Origin of the sequence: Tibeticola sediminis, from assembly GCF_003843835.1 — a bacterium.
In the GTDB taxonomy this organism is placed as follows: domain Bacteria; phylum Pseudomonadota; class Gammaproteobacteria; order Burkholderiales; family Burkholderiaceae_C; genus Tibeticola; species Tibeticola sediminis.
Map to the genome: position 1 here is coordinate 261,342 of NZ_RKQL01000003.1, position 18,777 is coordinate 280,118.

The window sequence follows — 18,777 nt, forward strand, 5'->3', positions numbered from 1 at the left end:
ACGGACGCGCGACCGCGCGAGATTTGCACCATGTCTGCCGCTTCCCGCTTTCATGACCTGACCGTTGCGCAGATCCGCCCCGAGGCGGCAGGCTCGGTCGCCATTCGGTTCACCGTCCCGCCCGAGTTGGTGGACACCTTCCGCTTCGAGCCCGGGCAGTACCTGACGCTGCGCGCGACCATCGACGGGCAGGAGGTGCGTCGCAGCTATTCGATCTGCATGCCGCGCAGCGACTACGCACGCACGCACGAGCTCGAAATCGGCATTCGACCGATGGAGGGCGGGCTGTTCTCCAACTGGGCCGCGACGAAGCTGCGCGTGGGCGACACGCTGGGCGTGATGCCGCCGCAGGGGCGCTTCGTCTCGCTGCGGCCCCATGCGCTGCACCGGGTGGGATTTGCGGCGGGCTCGGGCATCACGCCCATCCTCTCCATCATGGCGAGCACGCTGGAGGAGCAGCCGCAGAGCAAATTCACGCTGGTGTTTGGCAACCGGCGCATGGACAGCGTGATGTTCAACGAGACGCTGCAAGACCTCAAGGACCGCTACCGCGACCGGCTCACGCTCATCCACATCCTGTCGCGCCAGGCGCAGGAGTCGGATCTGCTGCAAGGCCGTATCGACGCGCAGAAAGTGCGCGACCTCATGGCCACGCTGCTGCCCCCGGGCAGCATGGACGAGGTGTTCATCTGCGGCCCCGAGGCGATGATCGAAGCGACCGAAGGCGCGCTGCTTGCCGCCGGTGTCAGCCCTCGGGCGATCCGCACCGAGCGCTTCACCTCGCCCGCGCTCGAAGCCATGACGCCGGAAAACCGCCGCGCCGCGATTGCCGCACATGCACCGGTCGATGCGGGCCCGGTGGCGCTGACGGTGGTGCTCGACGGCAAGCCGCATGAACTGCGCATGCACCCCGAGCAGCATGTGCTCGATGTGGCGCTGGCCGCCGGGCTGGACGTGCCCTGGTCTTGCAAGGGCGGGGTCTGCTGCACCTGCCGCGCCAAGGTGCTCGAGGGCAGCGTGCAGATGGACAAGAACTTCACGCTCGAGCGTTGGGAAACCGAGCAGGGCTTCGTGCTCTCTTGCCAAGCCCGTCCGACCTCCGAGCGGCTGACGGTGAGCTACGACGAGCGATGAGGCAACGCGCCGCACACAAAGGCAACGCTGAATAAGTCCCCGTGATGGCGCGCGCCCGGCCGCGGGATGGGATGCGAGGCGCAAACCACAGCCATAGCCGCAGCTATGGCGAGGATTTGCAACGACGCAGACCGCCCGCAGCCGGGATGCGCGACGCGCGAGGGACTTGTTCAGCGTTGCCCAAAAAAGCCCGCAGTCGCGGGCTTTTTTGTGGCACGGATCACACGCGTTCGAGCGCCTGATCCAAGTCGGCCAGAAGGTCGTCGATGTGCTCGATGCCGATCGACAGGCGGACCATATCGGGGCTCACACCGGCCTTCTTCATTTCTTCGGCGTTGAGCTGGCGGTGGGTGGTCGTGGCTGGGTGGCAGGCGAGCGACTTGGCGTCGCCGATGTTGACGAGCCGGGTGAAGAGCTTGAGCGCGTCCTGGAAGCGCGCGCCGGCGGCCATCGCGTCGTCGGCCTTGAGGCCGAAGCTGATGATGCCCGAGGCGCGGCCACCCATGTACTTGCGCACCAGCGCGTGGTCGCGGTGGTCGGGTAAGCCCGCGTAATTCACCCAAGCGACCTTGGCGTGCGCTTGCAGGTGACGCGCCACCTGCAGCGCGTTTTCGCAGATCCGGTCCATGCGCAGCGGGAGCGTCTCGATGCCCTGCAGGATCTGGAAAGCGTTGAAGGGCGAGAGCGCCGCGCCCATGTTGCGCAAGGGCACGACGCGGGCACGCCCGATGTAGGCCGCTGGGCCCAGCGCCTCGGTGTAGACCACGCCGTGGTAGCTCACATCGGGCTCGTTGAGGCGCTTGAACCGGGCTTTGTGTTCAGCCCAGGGAAACTTGCCGCTGTCGACGATGGCGCCGCCGATGCTGGTGCCGTGCCCGCCGAGGTATTTGGTGAGTGAATGCACGACGATGTCGGCGCCGTACTCGAAGGGGCGGCACAGCGCGGGGCTGGGCACGGTGTTGTCGACGATGAGCGGCACGCCTGCGGCATGGGCGACGGCGGCGAGCGCGCCGATGTCGGTCACGTTGCCCAGCGGGTTGCCCACCGATTCGCAATAGATGGCCTTGGTGCGCTCGTCGATGAGCGCAGCAAAGGACGCCGGGTCGCGCGGGTCGGCAAAGCGCACGGTGATGCCTTGCTGCGGCAGCGTGTGCGCAAACAGGTTGTAGGTGCCGCCGTAGAGCGTGCTGGCCGAGACGATGTTGTCGCCTGCCTCGGCGATGGTCTGAATCGCGTAGGTGATGGCCGCCATGCCCGAGGCGACAGCGAGCGCCCCGATGCCGCCTTCGAGCGCGGCCAGGCGCGCCTCGAGCACCGCGTGGGTGGGGTTCATGATGCGGCTGTAGATGTTGCCGGGCACCTTGAGGTCGAACAGATCCGCCCCGTGCTGCGTGTCGTCGAACGCATAGGCCACGGTCTGGTAGATCGGCACAGCCACGGCCTTGGTGGTGGGGTCGGGGCTGTAGCCGGCGTGGACGGCAAGGGTTTCGAGTTTCATGGAGGACTCCGGTTGCGATGCGGGAATCAAGCGGCGGACGCGCCGCCGAAAAACCGCGCCATGATGCCAGGGCGCGCGGGAAGGCGGAAATACGGATCGGTTGTTTGCTTATTCAACCGTCAACCGCCGCCCTGCCCAGACCGAGCCGGCGCAGGATCTCGATGGTGGCCGCGCTTTGGTTCATGGTGTAGAAGTGCAGCCCCGGCGCGCCGCCTGCGCGCAGCCGCTCGCACAGTGCGGCAACCACATCGAGGCCAAAGGCTTTGATGGATTCCACGTCGTCGCCAAAGGATTGCAGGCGCAGCCGGACCCAGCGCGGCACCTCGGCACCGCAGGCGTCGGAGAAGCGCAACAGCTGCGTGGCGCTCGTGATCGGCATGATGCCGGGAACGATGGGCACGTCCAAGCCCAGCGCGTGCACCTCGTCGCGGAACCGGAAATACGCGTCTGCGTTGTAGAAATACTGGGTGATGGCCGAGTCGGCTCCCGCGCGCACCTTCGTGGCGAAGGCCTGCACATCGGCCTCGGGGCTGCGCGCCTGCGGGTGCATTTCGGGGTAGGCGGCCACCTCGATGTGAAACGCGCGGCCGGTCTCGGCGCGGATGAAGGCGACCAGGTCGCTCGCATACTGGAACTCGCCGCCGAGTCCGTAGCCGCTGGGCAGGTCGCCGCGCAGCGCGACGAGTCGGCGCACGCCCATGGCGTGGAGTTCGGCCAGCTGCGCGCGCACGCGCTCCCGGGTCGCGCCCACGCAGGAGAAGTGCGCGGCGGCAGGCACGCCTTCGGCGAGGATCTCGCGCACGGTCGCAAAGCTGCCTTCGTGGGTCGAGCCGCCCGCGCCGTAGGTGACGGAGCAAAACTCGGGCGCCCAAGCATAGAGCGCGCGGCGCACGACGCGCAGCTTCTCGGCGCCTTCGGGCGTCTTCGGGGGAAAAAATTCGAAACTGATGGGCAAGGCGTTCATGCCGGGACTCTCTCGTGGGTCGGCGCCGCGTTTGCGGGCCAGCGGGCGTGAATGAAAAACTCGCGGTTGCCGTCGCCGCCGGTGATCGGGCTGTCGAACCAGCCGAGCACTTCGAGGCCGAGCGTGCGGCAGGCCGCGCGCAGGCGTTGCTCGACTTCCGGGTAGCGGGCCGCGTCCTTGACGAGGCCGCCCTTTCCGATGTCCGCCGGCTGCAGCTCGAACTGCGGCTTGACCAGCATCAGCAACTGACCCGAAGGCCCGAGCATGGGCGTGAGGGCGGGCAACACCCGCGTGAGCGAGATGAAGGACAGGTCACCGACGATCAGGTCGAATTCTGGGCTTTTTCCCCCGAACGCCGGCGTGAAATGCTCATGTTCTGCTATTGTTTTTGATAAGTCCAAGCTGCGGGCGTTGACCCCTTCGAGCGCGCACACGCGCGGGTCGGCGCGCAGCCGCGGGTGCAATTGCCCGTGGCCCACGTCCACGCCCACGACGCGCTCTGCGCCGCGCTGCAGCAGGCAATCGGTGAAGCCGCCGGTGCTTTGACCCACGTCGAGGCAACGCCAGCCGCGCACGTCGAGGCCCGCCGCATCGAGCGCCCCTTGGAGCTTGAGCCCGCCGCGCGAGACGTAACGCGCCTCGGCGTCGTCGAGCAGCTCCAGCTCGGCCTCGGCGGGCAGTTCGGCGCCGTTCTTCGTGACGCGCTGCCACGCCCCGCCCGCGACCCGCCAGCGCAGGCCCGAGGCGATCAGGCGCTGCGCCTGCGCGCGCGAGGCCGCAACGCCGCGCTCGACGAGCAGTTGATCCGCCCGCATCGGCGCGCTGCGGTCAATAGCGGTAGCTGTCGGCCTTGTAGGGGCCTTGACGGGGCACGCCGATGTACGCGGCTTGCGCGTCGGTCAGTTCGGTCAGCTTCGCGCCGACCTTCTTGAGGTGCAGGCGGGCCACTTTCTCGTCGAGGTGCTTGGGCAGCACGTAGACCTTGCCGGGCTCGTAGCGCTCGGGGTGGGTGTAGAGCTCGACCTGCGCGATGGTCTGGTTGGCAAACGAGCTCGACATCACGAAGCTCGGGTGGCCGGTGGCGCAGCCGAGGTTCACGAGCCGCCCCTTGGCCAGCAGGATGATGCGCTTGCCATCGGGGAACACCACATGGTCGACCTGGGGCTTGATCTCCTCAAAGCGGCAATTCGCCTCGAGCGCGGCGACGTCGATTTCATTGTCGAAGTGACCGATGTTGCACACGATGGCCTGGTCTTTCATGGCCGCCATGTGCGCGTAGGTGATGACGTCGCGGTTGCCGGTGGCGGTGACGAAGATGTCGGCCTTGTCGGCCGCCTCGTCCATGGTGACGACGCGATAGCCTTCCATCGCCGCTTGCAGCGCGCAAATCGGGTCGATCTCGGTCACCCACACCTGCGCCGAGAGCGCACGCAGCGCCTGCGCGCTGCCCTTGCCCACGTCGCCGTAGCCGCACACCACGGCGATCTTGCCGGCGATCATCACGTCGGTCGCGCGTTTGATGCCGTCGACGAGCGACTCGCGGCAGCCGTAGAGGTTGTCGAACTTGCTCTTGGTCACTGAATCGTTGACGTTGATCGCGCGGAACAGCAGCGTGCCTTGGGCCGACATTTCCTTGAGGCGATGCACGCCCGTGGTCGTCTCCTCGGTCACGCCGATGATCTGCGCGCTCTTGCGGCTGTACCAGGTCGGGTCCTGCGCGAGCTTGGCGCGGATCGCAGCGTAGAGGCAGCGCTCTTCCTCGCTCTGCGGGTTCGCAATGACGGACGGGTCGGTCTCGGCGCGGCGACCCAGGTGCATGAGCAGCGTGGCGTCGCCGCCGTCGTCGAGGATCATGTTCGGGCCTTCGTCGGGCGCTCCGGCCGGGCCGAACTCGAAGATGCGGTGGGTGTAGTCCCAGTAGTCGGCCAGGCTCTCGCCTTTGATCGCGAACACCGGCGTGCCGGCGGCGGCAATCGCGGCGGCCGCATGGTCCTGCGTCGAGAAGATGTTGCACGAGGCCCAGCGCACCCGTGCGCCGAGTGCCTGCAGCGTCTCGATCAGCACCGCCGTCTGGATGGTCATGTGCAGGCTGCCGGTGATGCGCGCGCCCTTGAGCGGCTGCGATGCGGCCAGTTCCTCACGGATGGCCATGAGGCCGGGCATCTCGGTCTCGGCGATGCGGATTTCTTTGCGGCCCCAGTCAGCCAGGCCCATGTCGGCAATGGCGCGATCGGCTGCTGTGTTGGGGGTGGGGATGCGTGCGTTCATGAGGGGCTCCAAAACAACAAAGAGTGGAACCGCCGCACACCGGGAGGGGGACGAACTCACCCCAGTTGCAGCGGGTGAGCGTCGTTGTGTTTCTGTTCCGAGCCTCACGCCCCACCATCGGCAGGGGCGCTGCAACGCTCCTCGGAAGCGCCGGATTTTACGCGAACAGACTCGGGCCCGCGCGCGAGGGAGTTGTTCAACCTAAATCCGGCAGTTGGGCGCGCCTGGGCGGGTCGTCATCGGGTGCGCGGGCAAGGCGCAAACCACAGCCATGGCGGGTGCCATGGCGAGGATTTGCAACGCCGCCCCCGCGCCCGAGGGCGACTCGAACGGGCGCACAGCGCTCGCCCAAAAGGTGTAGGGCCTGCGCACTGAAAATTGCTGAAACATCAACACATTGCTTTTCGCGAGTAGCGGTCAACTGCCGGATTTAGGTTCAAGGCGCGATCGTCTGCCGAACCGCATGTTCCCATTGCGCCATCCGTTCGGCCGCGCGCTCGCGCGACATCGTGGGATGGAACACGCGCTCGGCCCGCCACTGGCGCGACAGCTCGTCGAGCCCAGCGTACAAGCCCACATGCAGGCCGGCCAGATAAGCCACGCCGAGCGCCGTGGTTTCGACCACCGCGGGCCGCACCACAGGTATGCCCAGCAAGTCGGCCTGAAACTGCATGAGCAGATCGTTGACGCTGGCGCCCCCGTCGACCCGCAGCTCGGTCACGGGCGATCCGCCGCTGGCAACCGCGTCGCGGCTCATCGCTTGCAGCAGCGCCGCGCTCTGAAAGGCGATGCTCTCGAGCGCCGCCCGGGCAATGTGCGCGACCGTGCTGCCGCGCGTGAGGCCCACGATGGCGCCGCGCGCATCGGGCTGCCAATAAGGCGCGCCCAGGCCGGTGAACGCGGGAACCAGCACCACGCCGCCGGAGTCGGGCACGCTCTGCGCCAGCGCCTGCACCTCGCTGCTCGACGCAATGGCCCGCAGGCCGTCGCGCAGCCATTGCACCACCGCGCCGCCGATGAACACACTGCCTTCGAGGGCATATTGCGGCGGCCCCGGCAACTGCGCCGCGGCGGTGGTGATGAGGCCGTTTTGGCTGACCTGAAAGTGCTCGCCGGTATGCATCAACATGAAGCAGCCCGTACCGTAGGTGTTCTTGGCCATGCCCGCGGAAAAACACGCCTGGCCGAACAGCGCGCTTTGCTGGTCGCCCGCGACGCCCGCGATCTCCAGCGGGCCGCCGAACCAATCGGGCCGAACCTCGCCGAAATGGGCGCTGGAGGGCAAGACCGCGGGCATCAGCGCCGCCGGGATGCGCAAAGCCGCCAGCAAATCCGCGTCCCACTGTCGGGTGTGGATGTTGAACAAAAGGGTGCGCGAGGCGTTGCTCCCATCCGTGACGTGGGCCGCCCCGCCGGTCAGCTGCCAAATCAGCCAACTGTCCACGGTGCCAAAGGCCAGTTCGCCCGCTTCGGCCTGGGCGCGCGCACCGGGCACATGGTCCAAGATCCACTGCAGCTTCGTGCCCGAGAAATACGCGTCGATGCGCAGCCCCGTTTTTTGCAACACCGATTCGCTGAGGCCGCGTTCGCGCAACGCGGCGCATTCGGGCTCGGTACGGTGGTCCTGCCAGACGATGGCGTTGTAAATGGGCTCGCCGGTACGGCGGTTCCACACGATGGTCGTCTCGCGCTGGTTGGTGATGCCCACGGCGCGGATGTCGGCGGCCTGGAGACCCGCCTTGGCCAGCGCCTCGCGCGCGGTCTCCAACTGGGTGCTCCAGATCTCGCGCGGGTCGTGCTCCACCCAGCCCGGCTGCGGGTAGATCTGGCGCAACTCGCGCTGCGCCATCGCCCGCACCCGCCCCTCGGGGTCGAACACGATGCTGCGCGAACTCGATGTGCCCTGATCCAGGGCCAGAAGATGGCTCATGGGGTGCCTCGCAAACGTGAGCGTCGTGGAAGGCGACAATACATCAAGCCAGCCCCAGTCCGCACGCCCTCCCAGGCGATCGACCGATCATGAAACCCACCCAACGCCTCGCCTGCCTCGAACGCCAACCCCGGCTGGATTTGGTCGTGGTCGGCGGTGGCGCCACCGGGCTCGGAGTGGCTCTGGACGCCGCGCTGCGGGGGTTTACGGTGGCCCTGTTCGAGTCGCACGATTTTGCGGGCGGCACCTCGTCGCGGTCGACCAAACTGCTGCACGGCGGCGTGCGTTATCTGGCGCAGGGCAACATCGCACTGGTGCGCGAGGCCTTGACCGAGCGCAGCACCGTGCTGCGCATCGCCCCCCATTTGGCGCAGCCACTGCCTTTCGTGATGCCGGCTTATGCGTGGTGGGAAAAGCCCTGGTATGGCGCCGGGCTCAAGCTCTACGACTGGATGGCCGGCCGTGCGCGGCTCGGGCCTACGCGCCTGCTGGACCCAGCGCAGACGCTGGCGGCCTTGCCCGGCATCCGCCCCGAGGGACTCCAGGGTGGCGTCGAATACTGGGACGCCCAGTTCGACGACGCCCGCCTGGCCCTGGCCCTGGCCCGCACGGCTGTCGAAGCCGGCGCACAGTTGTTCAACTACGCCGAGGTCGAGGCGCTGCAGCGGCTCGCGGCAGGCGGCTGGAGCGTCACGGTGCGTGACCGCTGCTCGGGTCACAGCCAGTCGGTGGAAGCCTCGTGTGTGGTCAACGCCACCGGGGTTTGGGTCGACGCGCTGCGCGCGCGTGCCGGGGTGACCCGCGAACCCGAGCGCATGGTCAGCCCCAGCCAGGGCGTGCATGTGGTGGTGGACCGCACGGTGTTGCCGGGCGATCACGCGCTGTTGGTGCCCAAGACGCGCGACGGTCGCGTGCTGTTCGCGGTGCCGTGGCTGGGCAAGCTGGTGCTGGGCACAACCGACACGCCGCGCCCCGATTCTCCGCGCGAACCGCAGCCCTTTGCCGAGGAACTGGCGTTTTTGTTGAGCGAAGCGGCCCATGTGTTGCGCCGCCCCGTGCTTGGGCGCGACATCCGCAGCGTCTGGGTCGGGCTGCGACCGCTCGTGGCGCCGCCCCGGAACGCCCGCGGCGAAACCAAGGCGCTGTCGCGGGAACACACCGTCGTGGTCGAGGACGGCGGGCTGTTGACGGTCACCGGCGGCAAGTGGACCACCTACCGCGCGATGGCCGAAGATGTGATGGCGCACTGCTTTGCGGCGGGCTTACTGCCCCCCAGGCCCGGCGCGCAAACCGCCCGGCACCGTCTGGACGGAGCCCCTGTCGACGGCGAGCCTCCGTCCCCGCCGGTGCCGATACACGCGCCACCGGGCTTGCATCTCTATGGCCGCCGGGCCCCGGAAGTGCTGGCCTGTCCAGGCGCGCACAACCTGCTGGGACTGGGCTTGACCGAAGCCATGGTGCGCTACGCCGTGCGCCATGAATACGCGCACACGGTCGAAGACGTGCTCGCCCGGCGCTGGCGCGCCCTCTTTCTCGATGCCCGAGCCGCCGCCGCGATGGCGCCCCGGGTCGCCGAGATCCTGACCGAAGAAGGCTGCGCGGAGCCTCGACTCGGCGAGTTCGAGGCGCTGTGCCGCCACTACCTGCCCGACGGCCCGCAACATCCCGCATGACGGCCGACTAGTAAAATCGAGCCCTCGACGGCGCCGCGTCTGCGCGCCCAGGCCCGCCGGGTCCGCGCGGGCAGCGTCACCACCGCACAGGAAACCCGTGTCCCAGAATTCTCAGATCGCCGCAGAGGTCCGGCGCCGCCGCACCTTTGCCATCATCTCGCACCCCGACGCGGGCAAGACCACGCTGACCGAGAAGCTGCTGCTGTTCTCGGGCGCGATCCAGATCGCCGGTGCGGTCAAGGGCCGCAAGGCCAGCCGCCATGCCACCAGCGACTGGATGGAGATCGAGAAGCAGCGTGGCATTTCGGTGGCGAGTTCGGTGATGCAAATGCTCTACCGCGAGCATGTCATCAACCTGCTCGACACCCCCGGCCACAAAGACTTTTCCGAAGACACCTACCGCGTGCTCACCGCGGTCGATTCGGCGCTGATGGTGATCGACGCGGCCAACGGCGTCGAGGCGCAGACCAAGCGGCTCATCGAAGTCTGCCGCCAGCGCAACACGCCCATCCTCACCTTCGTCAACAAGATGGACCGCGAGGTGCGCGACCCGCTCGACATCCTCGACGAGGTCGAGCGCGAGCTCGGCATGCCCTGCGTGCCGATGACCTGGCCGGTGGGCCAGGGCAAGCATTTCGGCGGCATCATCAACCTGCGCACGCAGGCGATGACGGTGTTCGAAGCCGGCAGCGAGCGCCGGCCGCAGGACTTCGAGACGCTGCCGCTCGCCCAGGCCGACGCGCTGCGCGCGCGCTTTGGGCACGACTGGGACACGGCGCTCGAGAGCATGGAGCTGGCCACCGGCGCCTCGCCCGCCTTCGACCGCCAAGCCTTCCTGGCCGGCAAGCAGACCCCGGTGTTCTTCGGCTCGGGCGTCAACAACTTCGGCGTCATGGAAGTGCTCGACGCGCTGGTGGACCTGGCGCCGCCGCCTGGGCCGCGCAAGAGCCATTTGCTCACCCAAGGCCAGACCGTCGAGCGCGTGGTGCAGCCCGACGATGGCTTCTTCTCCGGGGTGGTGTTCAAGGTGCAGGCCAACATGGATGCGAACCACCGCGACCGCATCGCCTTCGTGCGCGTGGCGTCGGGCCAGTACCAGCCGGGCATGAAGCTCAAGGTGCAGCGCACCGCCAAGGAACTGCGCCCCACCTCCGTCGTGACCTTCATGAGCCAGCGCCGCGAGGCGGTCGATGAAGCCTATGCGGGCGACATCATCGGCTTTACCACGCACGGTGGCGTGCAGCTCGGCGACACCATCACCGACGGAACGGTGGCCTTGCAATACACGGGCCTGCCCTTCTTCGCGCCCGAGCTGTTCATGACCGTCATCCTCAAGAACCCGCTGCGGACCAAGCAATTGCAGATGGGCCTCGCGCAGCTCGGCGAGGAGGGCGCGATCCAGGTCTTCAAGCCCGAAATGGGCGGGCCGATGCTGCTCGGCGCCGTCGGCCAGCTGCAGTTCGAGGTGGTGCAACACCGGCTCAAGACCGAATACGACTGCGACGTGCGGCTCGAAGGCTGCCCCTACACCGGCGCGCGCTGGATCAGCGCGGACACCCCGGCCGAACTGCGCGCCTTCTGCGACGCCTATCCGCAGCGCCTGGCGCGCGACGCCGCCGACGCGCTGGCCTACCTCTGCACCAGCCCCTACGACGTGCGGCTCGCGCAGGAGCGCTTTCCCAAAATCCACTTCCACCCGCTGCGCGAGCATGCGGGCCTGAGCCTCGGCAGCGCAGCATGAGCACGCCGCGCCCCCAGCCGCTGCGTCCGCTGCATGAATGGCCGGCCGCCCAGCGCGCGCGCATCCACGGCGTATTCACCGACATCGACGACACCTTGACCACCGAGGGGCAGATCACCCCCGACGCGCTGGCCGCGCTGGCCGCGCTGCGGGAGGCGGGGGTCATCGTCGTCCCCATCACCGGCCGGCCCGTGGGCTGGTGCGAAACGCTCGCCGCGCGCTGGCCCGTGCCCGCCATCGTGGCCGAAAACGGCGCCGTGGCCCTGTTTTCAGAAAAAAACGCCGGAACCCCAGCGCCAAACGGGGATGTTTCGCTATCAAAACTATACCGAGAAGACGCCCCCACCCGCGCGCGCAACAGGGCGCACATGCAGCGCGTGGCCGCGCGCGTGCTGCGCGAGGTGCCGGGCGCAGCGCTCTCGCGCGACAGCGAAGGGCGTGAAACCGACATCGCTTTCGACGTCGCGGAGTTCCAGCACCTCGACGCTGCGCAGATCGACGCCATCCTCGCGCTGCTGCGCGCCGAGGGGCTGCACACCACCCGCAGCAGCATCCATGTGCACGGCGCGGTCAACGCCTTCGACAAATGGAGTGGCGCCCAGTGGGCCGCCGAGGCCTTGTTCGGCCGCCGGCTGAACGACGAGCTCGACCACTGGGTCGCCGTGGGCGACTCGATCAACGACGAGCCGATGTTCCGCCACTTCCGCTACAGCGTCGGCGTGGCCAACATCGCGCGCTTTGCCGACCAACTGCGCCCGCCGCCGCTCTATCGGACACAGGCCGCACACGGCGCCGGTTTTGCCGAACTCACCCGCGCTTTGCTCGCGGCTCGCCAACCGTAGCCTGGGGAACCCGGGCGGGACAGGACCGACCATAGCGCCGACACCACGCTGGATTCCCCACCCAAGCCCATGCCCAGAAATCTGACGCCAAAGCCCGAAGAACATCCGGCCGCCCCGGAGGCGCCCACGCCAGCGGCGGCGGCGACGGCGACGGCGACGGCGGCATCGAACGCCGACACCGGGTGGATGGCCACCCCCGTGCGCGCGCTCATGCGCAGCACCCCCGTCACCGCAAACCAAGATGCCTCGATTCGGGAGGTGGCGGTCCGGATGCGCGACGCCAAAGTGTCGTCCGTCCTGCTCATGGATGGGGATCGATTGGTGGGCATCGTGACCGACCGCGATCTGCGCAACCGCGTGCTGGCCGAAGGACTCGATACCGCGCGCCCGGCCATTCAGGTCGGTACGCGCGACCCGATCACCCTGCCCGCGACCGCGGCGGCCTTCGAGGCCTTGCTGCTGATGACCGAGCGGGGCATCCACCACCTTCCCGTGGTGGAGGGCGGTCGGGTTCTGGGCATGCTGACCGCCGGCGACCTCGCCCAGCGGCAAACCGCGTCGGCAATTTACCTCGTGGGGGACATCTCACGCCAAGGCGACGTGGCCGGTCTGGCGCGCGCGTCCGCCCAGGTGGCGCAACTGCAGCGGCAGCTGGCCGCGAATGCGACACCAGCCGGCACGAGCGGGCGCATCATCACCAGTATCACGGACGCGGTCACGCGGCGCCTGCTGCAACTCGCGCATCAGCAGCTTGGGAACGCGCCCGTGCCGTATGTCTGGGTGGCGGCCGGCTCGCAGGGTCGCAGCGAGCAGACCGCGCGCTCCGACCAGGACAACTGCATGATCCTCGACGACGCCTACGACCCGCAGCGGGACGGCGAGTATTTCGAGGCGCTCGCGCGCTTTGTATGCGACGGACTCAATGCCTGCGGCTATGTGTACTGCCCAGGCGAAATGATGGCGATGACGGACCAGTGGCGGCAGCCGCTGGGCCGCTGGCAGGCGTATTTCGACGGCTGGATCAACCGGCCGGAGCCCAAGGCGCTGATGCTGACCAGCGTGTTCTTCGACCTGAGGGCGATCGCGGGCGACACCGCTTTGCTCGATCGTCTGCGCACGCAAACGCTCGCGCAGACACGAGGCAACAGCCTGTTCCTGGCGCATCTGGCCGGCAACGCGCTGCAACATCGGCCCGCTCTGACCTGGCTCGGCCAGCTCGCGACGGAAAGTCGCGGCGAACACAAGGGGCGGATCGACCTCAAACACAAAGGCAGCGTGCCCGTCATCGACCTGGCACGGATCTTCGCCCTCGCTGCAGGGGTGCCTGAGGTCAATACCTACGACCGATTGCAAGCCGCGGCCCGCGCCGGCAGCTTGAGCGACGAAGCGGCCCGGGACCTGACGGATGCACTCGAGGTCATCGGGCGCATTCGCCTGAGCCATCAAGCCCGGCAAACCGAGGCCGGCCTCAAGCCCGACAACTTCGTTTCCCCCAAAGAGCTCTCCAGCCTGGACCAACGCCAATTGCTGGAAGCGTTCAAGGTCATCCAGACGCTCCAGAGCGTGTTGGCGCAGCGGTATGGCGGGGGCAGCTACAAATAGCCCCGACACGCCGGGCACCGAGGCGCCTTGAGGCGACGCGGTATCCGCTCCCGCGAGGGCGCGCGCGAGGGACTTGTTCAGCGTTGCCTCGACACCTTGCTTTTCGCGAGCAGCGGTCAACTGCAGGATTTAGGCTCAGTACTTGAGCCGCGCGTAGTAGGTTTTCCGGGAGGCTTCGAGAGCCTGCCCGAGTGTATGGATTCCCTGTGCCTGCAGCAGGGGCAGCAGCCGCACCCACACCTCGGCGGTCACCAGCGCGTCCCCCAGTGCGGTGTGGCGACCCACCACCGGGATGTGGAAGCGTTCGGCCAGCGCCTCGAGGCGGTGCGACTCCTCATTGGGGTGCACGAGGGTCGACAGGAGCAGCGTGTCCAACACGGGATGATCGAAGCGCAGGCCGGTACGGGGCTCCAACAGCTGCAGGAACTTCATGTCGAACGCCGCGTTGTGCGCCACCAGAACCGCGTCCGTCGCGAATCGGTGGAACGCGGGCAGGACATTCTCGATCCGCGGCTTGCCCGCCACCATCTCGGGCGTGATGCCGTGTATCGGTATGCTCGCAGCAGGAATCGGCCGTCCCGGATCGACGAGCTGTTCAAACGACTCCTGCCGCAACACGCGCCCATTGACGACGCGCACCGCACCGATTTGGATGATTGCGTCGCCCGCCGATGGATTCAAACCCGTGGTTTCCGTGTCGAACACGCAATAGGTCAAGCTCGACAGCGGCCGATCGAGCAGCGCTTCATCGACCTCGCGGTGGGCGAACAAATCGAAATCGAAAAACTCGGGGCGACTCTGCAGCGGGGCCTCGGTCGCCTCGACCGAGGCGTGCACATCCTGCACCCGCGCCAAAACGAAACGGAAAAAGCCTTCATTGCGCACGCGATCGCGCTCAAACCACCATTGCGCAGCGTGTCGGTCGACCACCTCCCGCACCGTCAGCGCTGATGCCGGTGCGCCCGGTCCGAATGGGTCGAAACCCCAGGACATTGCGGTCTCATTGTTCAAGGCTTGCCCGGTCCAAACCAGGTCGACGTGGACCACCGGTCCTGCTGCCATCGCCCGCAGCCGCAGGTAGCGCACGTCATATTCATCGACCAGACGCTGCGCAAGGTAAGCCAGCGCCTGGATCATCGAGAAGCTGTCGAGTCGCATCCACAGCGCCTCGTCGGGAAGCTCGATCGAGGGGGCGCGTCCCGTCGCCGCCGAAATGCGTGCAGCAACGGCGCGGAAAAAGTCACCTGCAAGAACGTCTTCCAGCGGCCAGCGCTGCTGCACGAGCCGTGCACTCTCCTGCGTCCAGGTCTGGATCGACTGCTCCAGTGTCCGCAGCGACTCCCGCAAGCGGCTTTGACTCGCGGGTTCATCCAGGCCCGCAACGGCGGCGCGCAATTCCCCGAGCACCGGCCCAACCTTCAAGCCCAGAGCCAGGACGGCGGCCTCGCGCTCGGCCGCCTCCGCATACTGACGAGTCACGTTTTCCAGGATCAGAACGAAGCCGCGCAATTCGGCCGCGCCCTTCTCGCCGTCGGCACCATCCTCCACACCGTCTACGGACTCCGCAGCCAAGACCGGTGTGACGAGCACGCGCAGCAACTGACCCGCGCGGGTGACCGTCACGAACTGTGCCGTCGGCAGCCGCGCACCCCGCTCCAGGCGGGTCTGGATGCGGTCGAGTGCATGCGCGATGAGCGCGCGCTCAAAAACCGCGTAAATCGAACGCCCAATGCCGAGCAGGTCCTTACCCTCGGTCAAGTCCCCATGCTCGGACAAGGCCCGAAACTGCAACCGGGCCCGCCGGTTGTAGAGGACGATGCGACCATCCACATTGCAGACGACGACGGCCTGCGGCAATTCGCCAACCAGCGCCGCAAGGCGGTTGCGCTCGGCCTCCACACGGCGGCTACCTTCGGCCACGCGTGCCTCAACCTCGGCCCGAAGCGCCTGTCGCTGTGCGGCCAGGGCATTGATCGCTTCAACGAGGGGCGCATCGTCTCCCCCGCGCTGGGGTTCGATGCCTTGCGCCCGCTCATCGGCGACGAGGCTGCGGACCCGCTCAGCCAAGCGGGCCGGCATGCGTACGAAGCGTCGCTCGACAGCACGCGCGAACGAATAAACGCCAAGGCTGGCAAACAACCACCCCATCAGCAGCAAGGGCCAGTGCCCCTCGATCGCGCCCAACCACTCCGCCCGGGCCGCACCCTCGAGTGTCGAGCTCACCATGCCCAGCACGAGCAGTAGCCACAGCCCCAGGGCCGCCGAAAGAATGGCCGCTGCCCTTACGGCCCAAGGCAACCGTTTCATAGCCAGGATCAGGTTTTCGCCTTGCCCGCGGCACTGTGGGCCTGGCGGGCCAGCGCATAGCTCAAAAAGACCTTGCACCAAATCGTGCTGCCCGCAATGGCGGTCCACGTCTGATACTCCAGTTCGCCAAGCGCGACGGAGACGATGACAAAGGCAACGATGCCGCCCGCGATCAGATGGAGAGCAAGATCGTAAGGCGCATACTTTTCTGCGTTCGGCGGACTCTCACCCCGGCGGAGCGCCACTTCGGAAAAATCCCGCCGCACGCCGATGCGCCAGGCACGACGCAACCAAACGAAGGCGATGGGGAACAGCGCGAGATACAAAATCCAGCTCAGCGCGACGCTGACGTCAAACACCATAAAAAGGCTCCAGGATCGCTCGCCAGGGACGGCACGGGATCATCCCACACGAGACGAAACAAAAAAGCCTTGCCGGCGAGAGGCGCGGCAAGGCTTGGGGCAACGCTGAACCAGTTCCTCGCGCGCCGCGCATCGCCGGAACGGATTCAGCGTTGCCTGAGGGACTCCAGCAGGCCGCCGGCCGACACCGTTGGGTATCGATCCGACGGCCCGGCGAACGGGACGCGCGATGTCAGTGCGCGCCGTCCACCAGCTTCGAGCCGCGCGGGATCCGCACGCTCTCGACCATGTGCTGGATGTGCTCGGGCGGCTCGGCCGTCATCTTGTCGACGATGAAGGCAACGATGAAGTTCACCAGGGCACCGACCGCACCGAAGGCTTCCGGCGTAATGCCGAAGAAGCTGTTGGCTCCGCCGATCAGACCCAGGTACTCCGTGCCCTTGATGAAGAACAGGCCCTTGTGCGCGAACACGTAGAAGAGCGTCACGAACAGGCCCGCGAGCATGCCGGCCATGGCGCCTTCCTTGTTCATCTTCTTCGAGAAGATGCCCATCATGATCGCCGGGAACAGCGAGGACGCGGCAATCCCGAAGGCGAGCGCCACGGTACCGGCCGCGAAGCCTGGCGGGTTCAGGCCCAGGTAGCCCGCCACCAGAATGGAGACGGCCATCGCGATCTTGCCCGCCATGAGTTCACCCTTCTCGGAGATGTCAGGCATGAACACGTTCTTGACCAGGTCGTGCGAAATGGCCGCCGAAATCGCCATCAGCAAGCCGGCTGCCGTCGAGAGCGCCGCCGCGAGACCGCCCGCCGCCACCAGGCCGATGACCCAGTTGGGCAGCAGCGCGATTTCGGGGTTGGCGAGCACGATGATGTCGGCGTTGACGTCGAGTTCGTTGCCCTTCCAGCCAGCCGCCTCGGCCTTCTTCTTGGCGTCTTCGTTCTTGGTCTTGTCGTTGTAGTACTGGATGCGACCGTCACCGTTGGCATCCTTGAACTTCAGCAGACCGGTCTTTTCCCAACGCTTCATCCAGTCCGGACGCTCGTCATACTTGATGCTGGCCTCGGGGGCATAGAGGTCGCCGCCGGCCTTGACCGCCGTGTTGACGGTGGCGTGCAGGTTGTACTTCGCCATGGCTGCCACAGCGGGGGCCGTGGTGTAGAGGATGGCGATGAACACCAGCGCCCAGCCGGCCGAGGAACGTGCATCTTTGACCGAGGGCACGGTAAAGAAGCGCATGATGACGTGCGGCAAACCAGCCGTGCCGATCATCAGCGACAGGGTGTAGACGAACATGTTGAGCGTGCTGCCCGCGGTGGTCGTCGTGTACTTGCCAAAGCCCAGCTCGGTCACGACCTGATCGAGACGTTGCAGCAGGTAGGTGTCGGTTCCCGTCAAGGTGCTGCCCAGGCCGATTTGCGGCAGGAAGACGCCCGTCAGTTGCAAGGAGATGAAGATGGCCGGAATGGTATAGGCCAGGATCAGCACGATGTACTGCGCCACCTGGGTGTAGGTGATGCCCTTCATGCCGCCGAACACCGCGTACAGGAACACGATGCCCATGCCCACATAAATGCCCACTTCAGACGAAACGCCAAGGAAGCGCGCGAAGGCCACGCCCACGCCCGTCATCTGCCCGATGATGTAGGTCAGCGAAGCGACCAGCAGGCAGATAACAGCCACCACGCCCGCGCTCTTGGAATAGAAGCGGTCGCCGATGAACTGCGGCACGGTGAACTTGCCGAACTTGCGCAGGTAGGGCGCGAGCAGCATGGCCAGCAGCACGTAGCCGCCCGTCCAGCCCATGAGGAAGAGGCCGCCGCCGTACCCCATGTTGGCAATCAAGCCGGCCATGGAGATGAAGGACGCTGCGCTCATCCAGTCCGCCGCCGTGGCCATGCCGTTCATCACGGGGTGCACGGAGCCGCCGGCCGCGTAAAACTCGCTGGTGGAGCCCGCACGCGCCCAGATGGCAATGCCGATGTAGAGCGCGAAGCTCAGACCGACGATGATGTAGATGGTGGTTTGAAGATCCATGATCTCGGCCCTCAGTCTTCATGAACGTCGAACTTGACGTCCAGGTTGTTCATGCGCCAGGCGTAGTAGAAGATCTGCGCCACGAAGAAATACATGGACCCCTGATGGGCAAACCAGAAACCCAGCGGATAACCGCCGAGATGGAACTGGTTGAAAAAGTCCACGAACAAAATGCCGGCCCCGTAGGACACCAAGAACCAGAGGATGAGCACATTCCTCAGCAGCTTGAGTGTTTCCTTCCAGTAGGCCTGACTGTCATAGTCATGCTTCATGAGGTCTCCTCGATTGAATCAACGGATTTCGCAACCCCTGCCGAGCGCAGGCATTGCACACGCAAGGAATTCCCGGGAATCCTTGCCTTGCGGGGCGCGACTCTCACGGCGCAGGCTTACAACGAACTGATAGCGCGGGCCTAGCG

Annotated in this window: 15 protein-coding genes and 1 riboswitch; of the genes, 5 read left to right on the plus strand and 10 right to left on the minus strand. The window is 66.8% G+C overall.

The window, feature by feature from the left end:
- Positions 1–30 precede the first annotated feature (30 nt).
- Positions 31–1,134, plus strand: coding sequence for a 1,2-phenylacetyl-CoA epoxidase subunit PaaE (paaE, locus tag EDC62_RS08215; protein ID WP_124222511.1), 1,104 nt, complete (start codon positions 31–33; stop codon positions 1,132–1,134).
- Between the two features lie 220 nt (positions 1,135–1,354).
- Here the strand turns inward: paaE and EDC62_RS08220 are convergent, their stop codons facing one another.
- The 6 genes from EDC62_RS08220 to glpK all read right to left on the minus strand — a co-directional run bounded on the left by EDC62_RS08220 (position 1,355) and on the right by glpK (position 7,794).
- The gene (locus tag EDC62_RS08220) at positions 1,355–2,632 is read right to left on the minus strand and encodes an O-acetylhomoserine aminocarboxypropyltransferase/cysteine synthase family protein (protein WP_124222513.1); all 1,278 of its coding nucleotides are present in this window, start codon (positions 2,630–2,632) and stop codon (positions 1,355–1,357) included.
- Positions 2,633–2,744: 112 nt separating this feature from the next.
- On the minus strand, positions 2,745–3,596 hold the full coding sequence (metF, locus tag EDC62_RS08225) for a methylenetetrahydrofolate reductase [NAD(P)H] (protein ID WP_124222515.1): 852 nt from the start codon (positions 3,594–3,596) through the stop codon (positions 2,745–2,747).
- Positions 3,593–4,411, minus strand: a complete 819-nt coding sequence (locus tag EDC62_RS08230) for a TlyA family RNA methyltransferase (RefSeq protein ID WP_124222518.1) — start codon at positions 4,409–4,411, stop codon at positions 3,593–3,595. The genes metF and EDC62_RS08230 overlap by 4 nt, the downstream gene beginning before the upstream one ends.
- Before the next feature lie 13 nt (positions 4,412–4,424).
- Positions 4,425–5,864: an adenosylhomocysteinase gene (gene ahcY, locus EDC62_RS08235; protein ID WP_124222520.1), complete on the minus strand. Its 1,440-nt coding sequence runs from the start codon at positions 5,862–5,864 to the stop codon at positions 4,425–4,427.
- Between the two features lie 69 nt (positions 5,865–5,933).
- Positions 5,934–6,013: riboswitch (S-adenosyl-L-homocysteine riboswitch) on the minus strand.
- Positions 6,014–6,065: 52 nt separating this feature from the next.
- Positions 6,066–6,254: a hypothetical protein gene (locus EDC62_RS08240; RefSeq protein ID WP_124222522.1), complete on the minus strand. Its 189-nt coding sequence runs from the start codon at positions 6,252–6,254 to the stop codon at positions 6,066–6,068.
- 46 nt (positions 6,255–6,300) lie between these two features.
- Positions 6,301–7,794 (minus strand): glycerol kinase GlpK, encoded by a 1,494-nt coding sequence (glpK, locus tag EDC62_RS08245; protein WP_124222524.1) that lies wholly within the window; start codon positions 7,792–7,794, stop codon positions 6,301–6,303.
- 89 nt (positions 7,795–7,883) lie between these two features.
- On the opposite strand from glpK, the gene EDC62_RS08250 reads away from it, so the two are divergent.
- The 4 genes from EDC62_RS08250 to EDC62_RS08265 all read left to right on the plus strand — a co-directional run bounded on the left by EDC62_RS08250 (position 7,884) and on the right by EDC62_RS08265 (position 13,652).
- Positions 7,884–9,467, plus strand: coding sequence for a glycerol-3-phosphate dehydrogenase/oxidase (locus tag EDC62_RS08250; protein WP_124222526.1), 1,584 nt, complete (start codon positions 7,884–7,886; stop codon positions 9,465–9,467).
- 97 nt (positions 9,468–9,564) lie between these two features.
- Entirely contained in the window at positions 9,565–11,208 is a 1,644-nt protein-coding gene (locus EDC62_RS08255) for a peptide chain release factor 3 (protein WP_245968808.1), read from the plus strand.
- Complete coding sequence (locus tag EDC62_RS08260; protein ID WP_124222528.1) at positions 11,205–12,050, plus strand: HAD family hydrolase; 846 nt, start codon at positions 11,205–11,207, stop codon at positions 12,048–12,050. The genes EDC62_RS08255 and EDC62_RS08260 overlap by 4 nt, the downstream gene beginning before the upstream one ends.
- A gap of 69 nt (positions 12,051–12,119) precedes the next feature.
- Positions 12,120–13,652: a putative nucleotidyltransferase substrate binding domain-containing protein gene (locus EDC62_RS08265; RefSeq protein WP_211330957.1), complete on the plus strand. Its 1,533-nt coding sequence runs from the start codon at positions 12,120–12,122 to the stop codon at positions 13,650–13,652.
- Positions 13,653–13,787: 135 nt separating this feature from the next.
- Here EDC62_RS08265 and EDC62_RS08270 read toward each other — a convergent pair whose 3' ends face one another.
- The 4 genes from EDC62_RS08270 to EDC62_RS08285 all read right to left on the minus strand — a co-directional run bounded on the left by EDC62_RS08270 (position 13,788) and on the right by EDC62_RS08285 (position 18,631).
- Positions 13,788–15,959 (minus strand): 3'-5' exonuclease, encoded by a 2,172-nt coding sequence (locus EDC62_RS08270; RefSeq protein WP_124222530.1) that lies wholly within the window; start codon positions 15,957–15,959, stop codon positions 13,788–13,790.
- A gap of 8 nt (positions 15,960–15,967) precedes the next feature.
- Positions 15,968–16,321, minus strand: a complete 354-nt coding sequence (locus EDC62_RS08275) for a hypothetical protein (protein ID WP_124222531.1) — start codon at positions 16,319–16,321, stop codon at positions 15,968–15,970.
- A gap of 232 nt (positions 16,322–16,553) precedes the next feature.
- Positions 16,554–18,359: a sodium:solute symporter family protein gene (locus EDC62_RS08280; RefSeq protein WP_124222534.1), complete on the minus strand. Its 1,806-nt coding sequence runs from the start codon at positions 18,357–18,359 to the stop codon at positions 16,554–16,556.
- 11 nt (positions 18,360–18,370) lie between these two features.
- Positions 18,371–18,631 carry a DUF4212 domain-containing protein gene (locus EDC62_RS08285; RefSeq protein ID WP_124222536.1) on the minus strand — a complete coding sequence of 87 codons (261 nt, stop codon included), beginning with the start codon at positions 18,629–18,631 and terminating at the stop codon, positions 18,371–18,373.
- Positions 18,632–18,777: the final 146 nt, after the last annotated feature.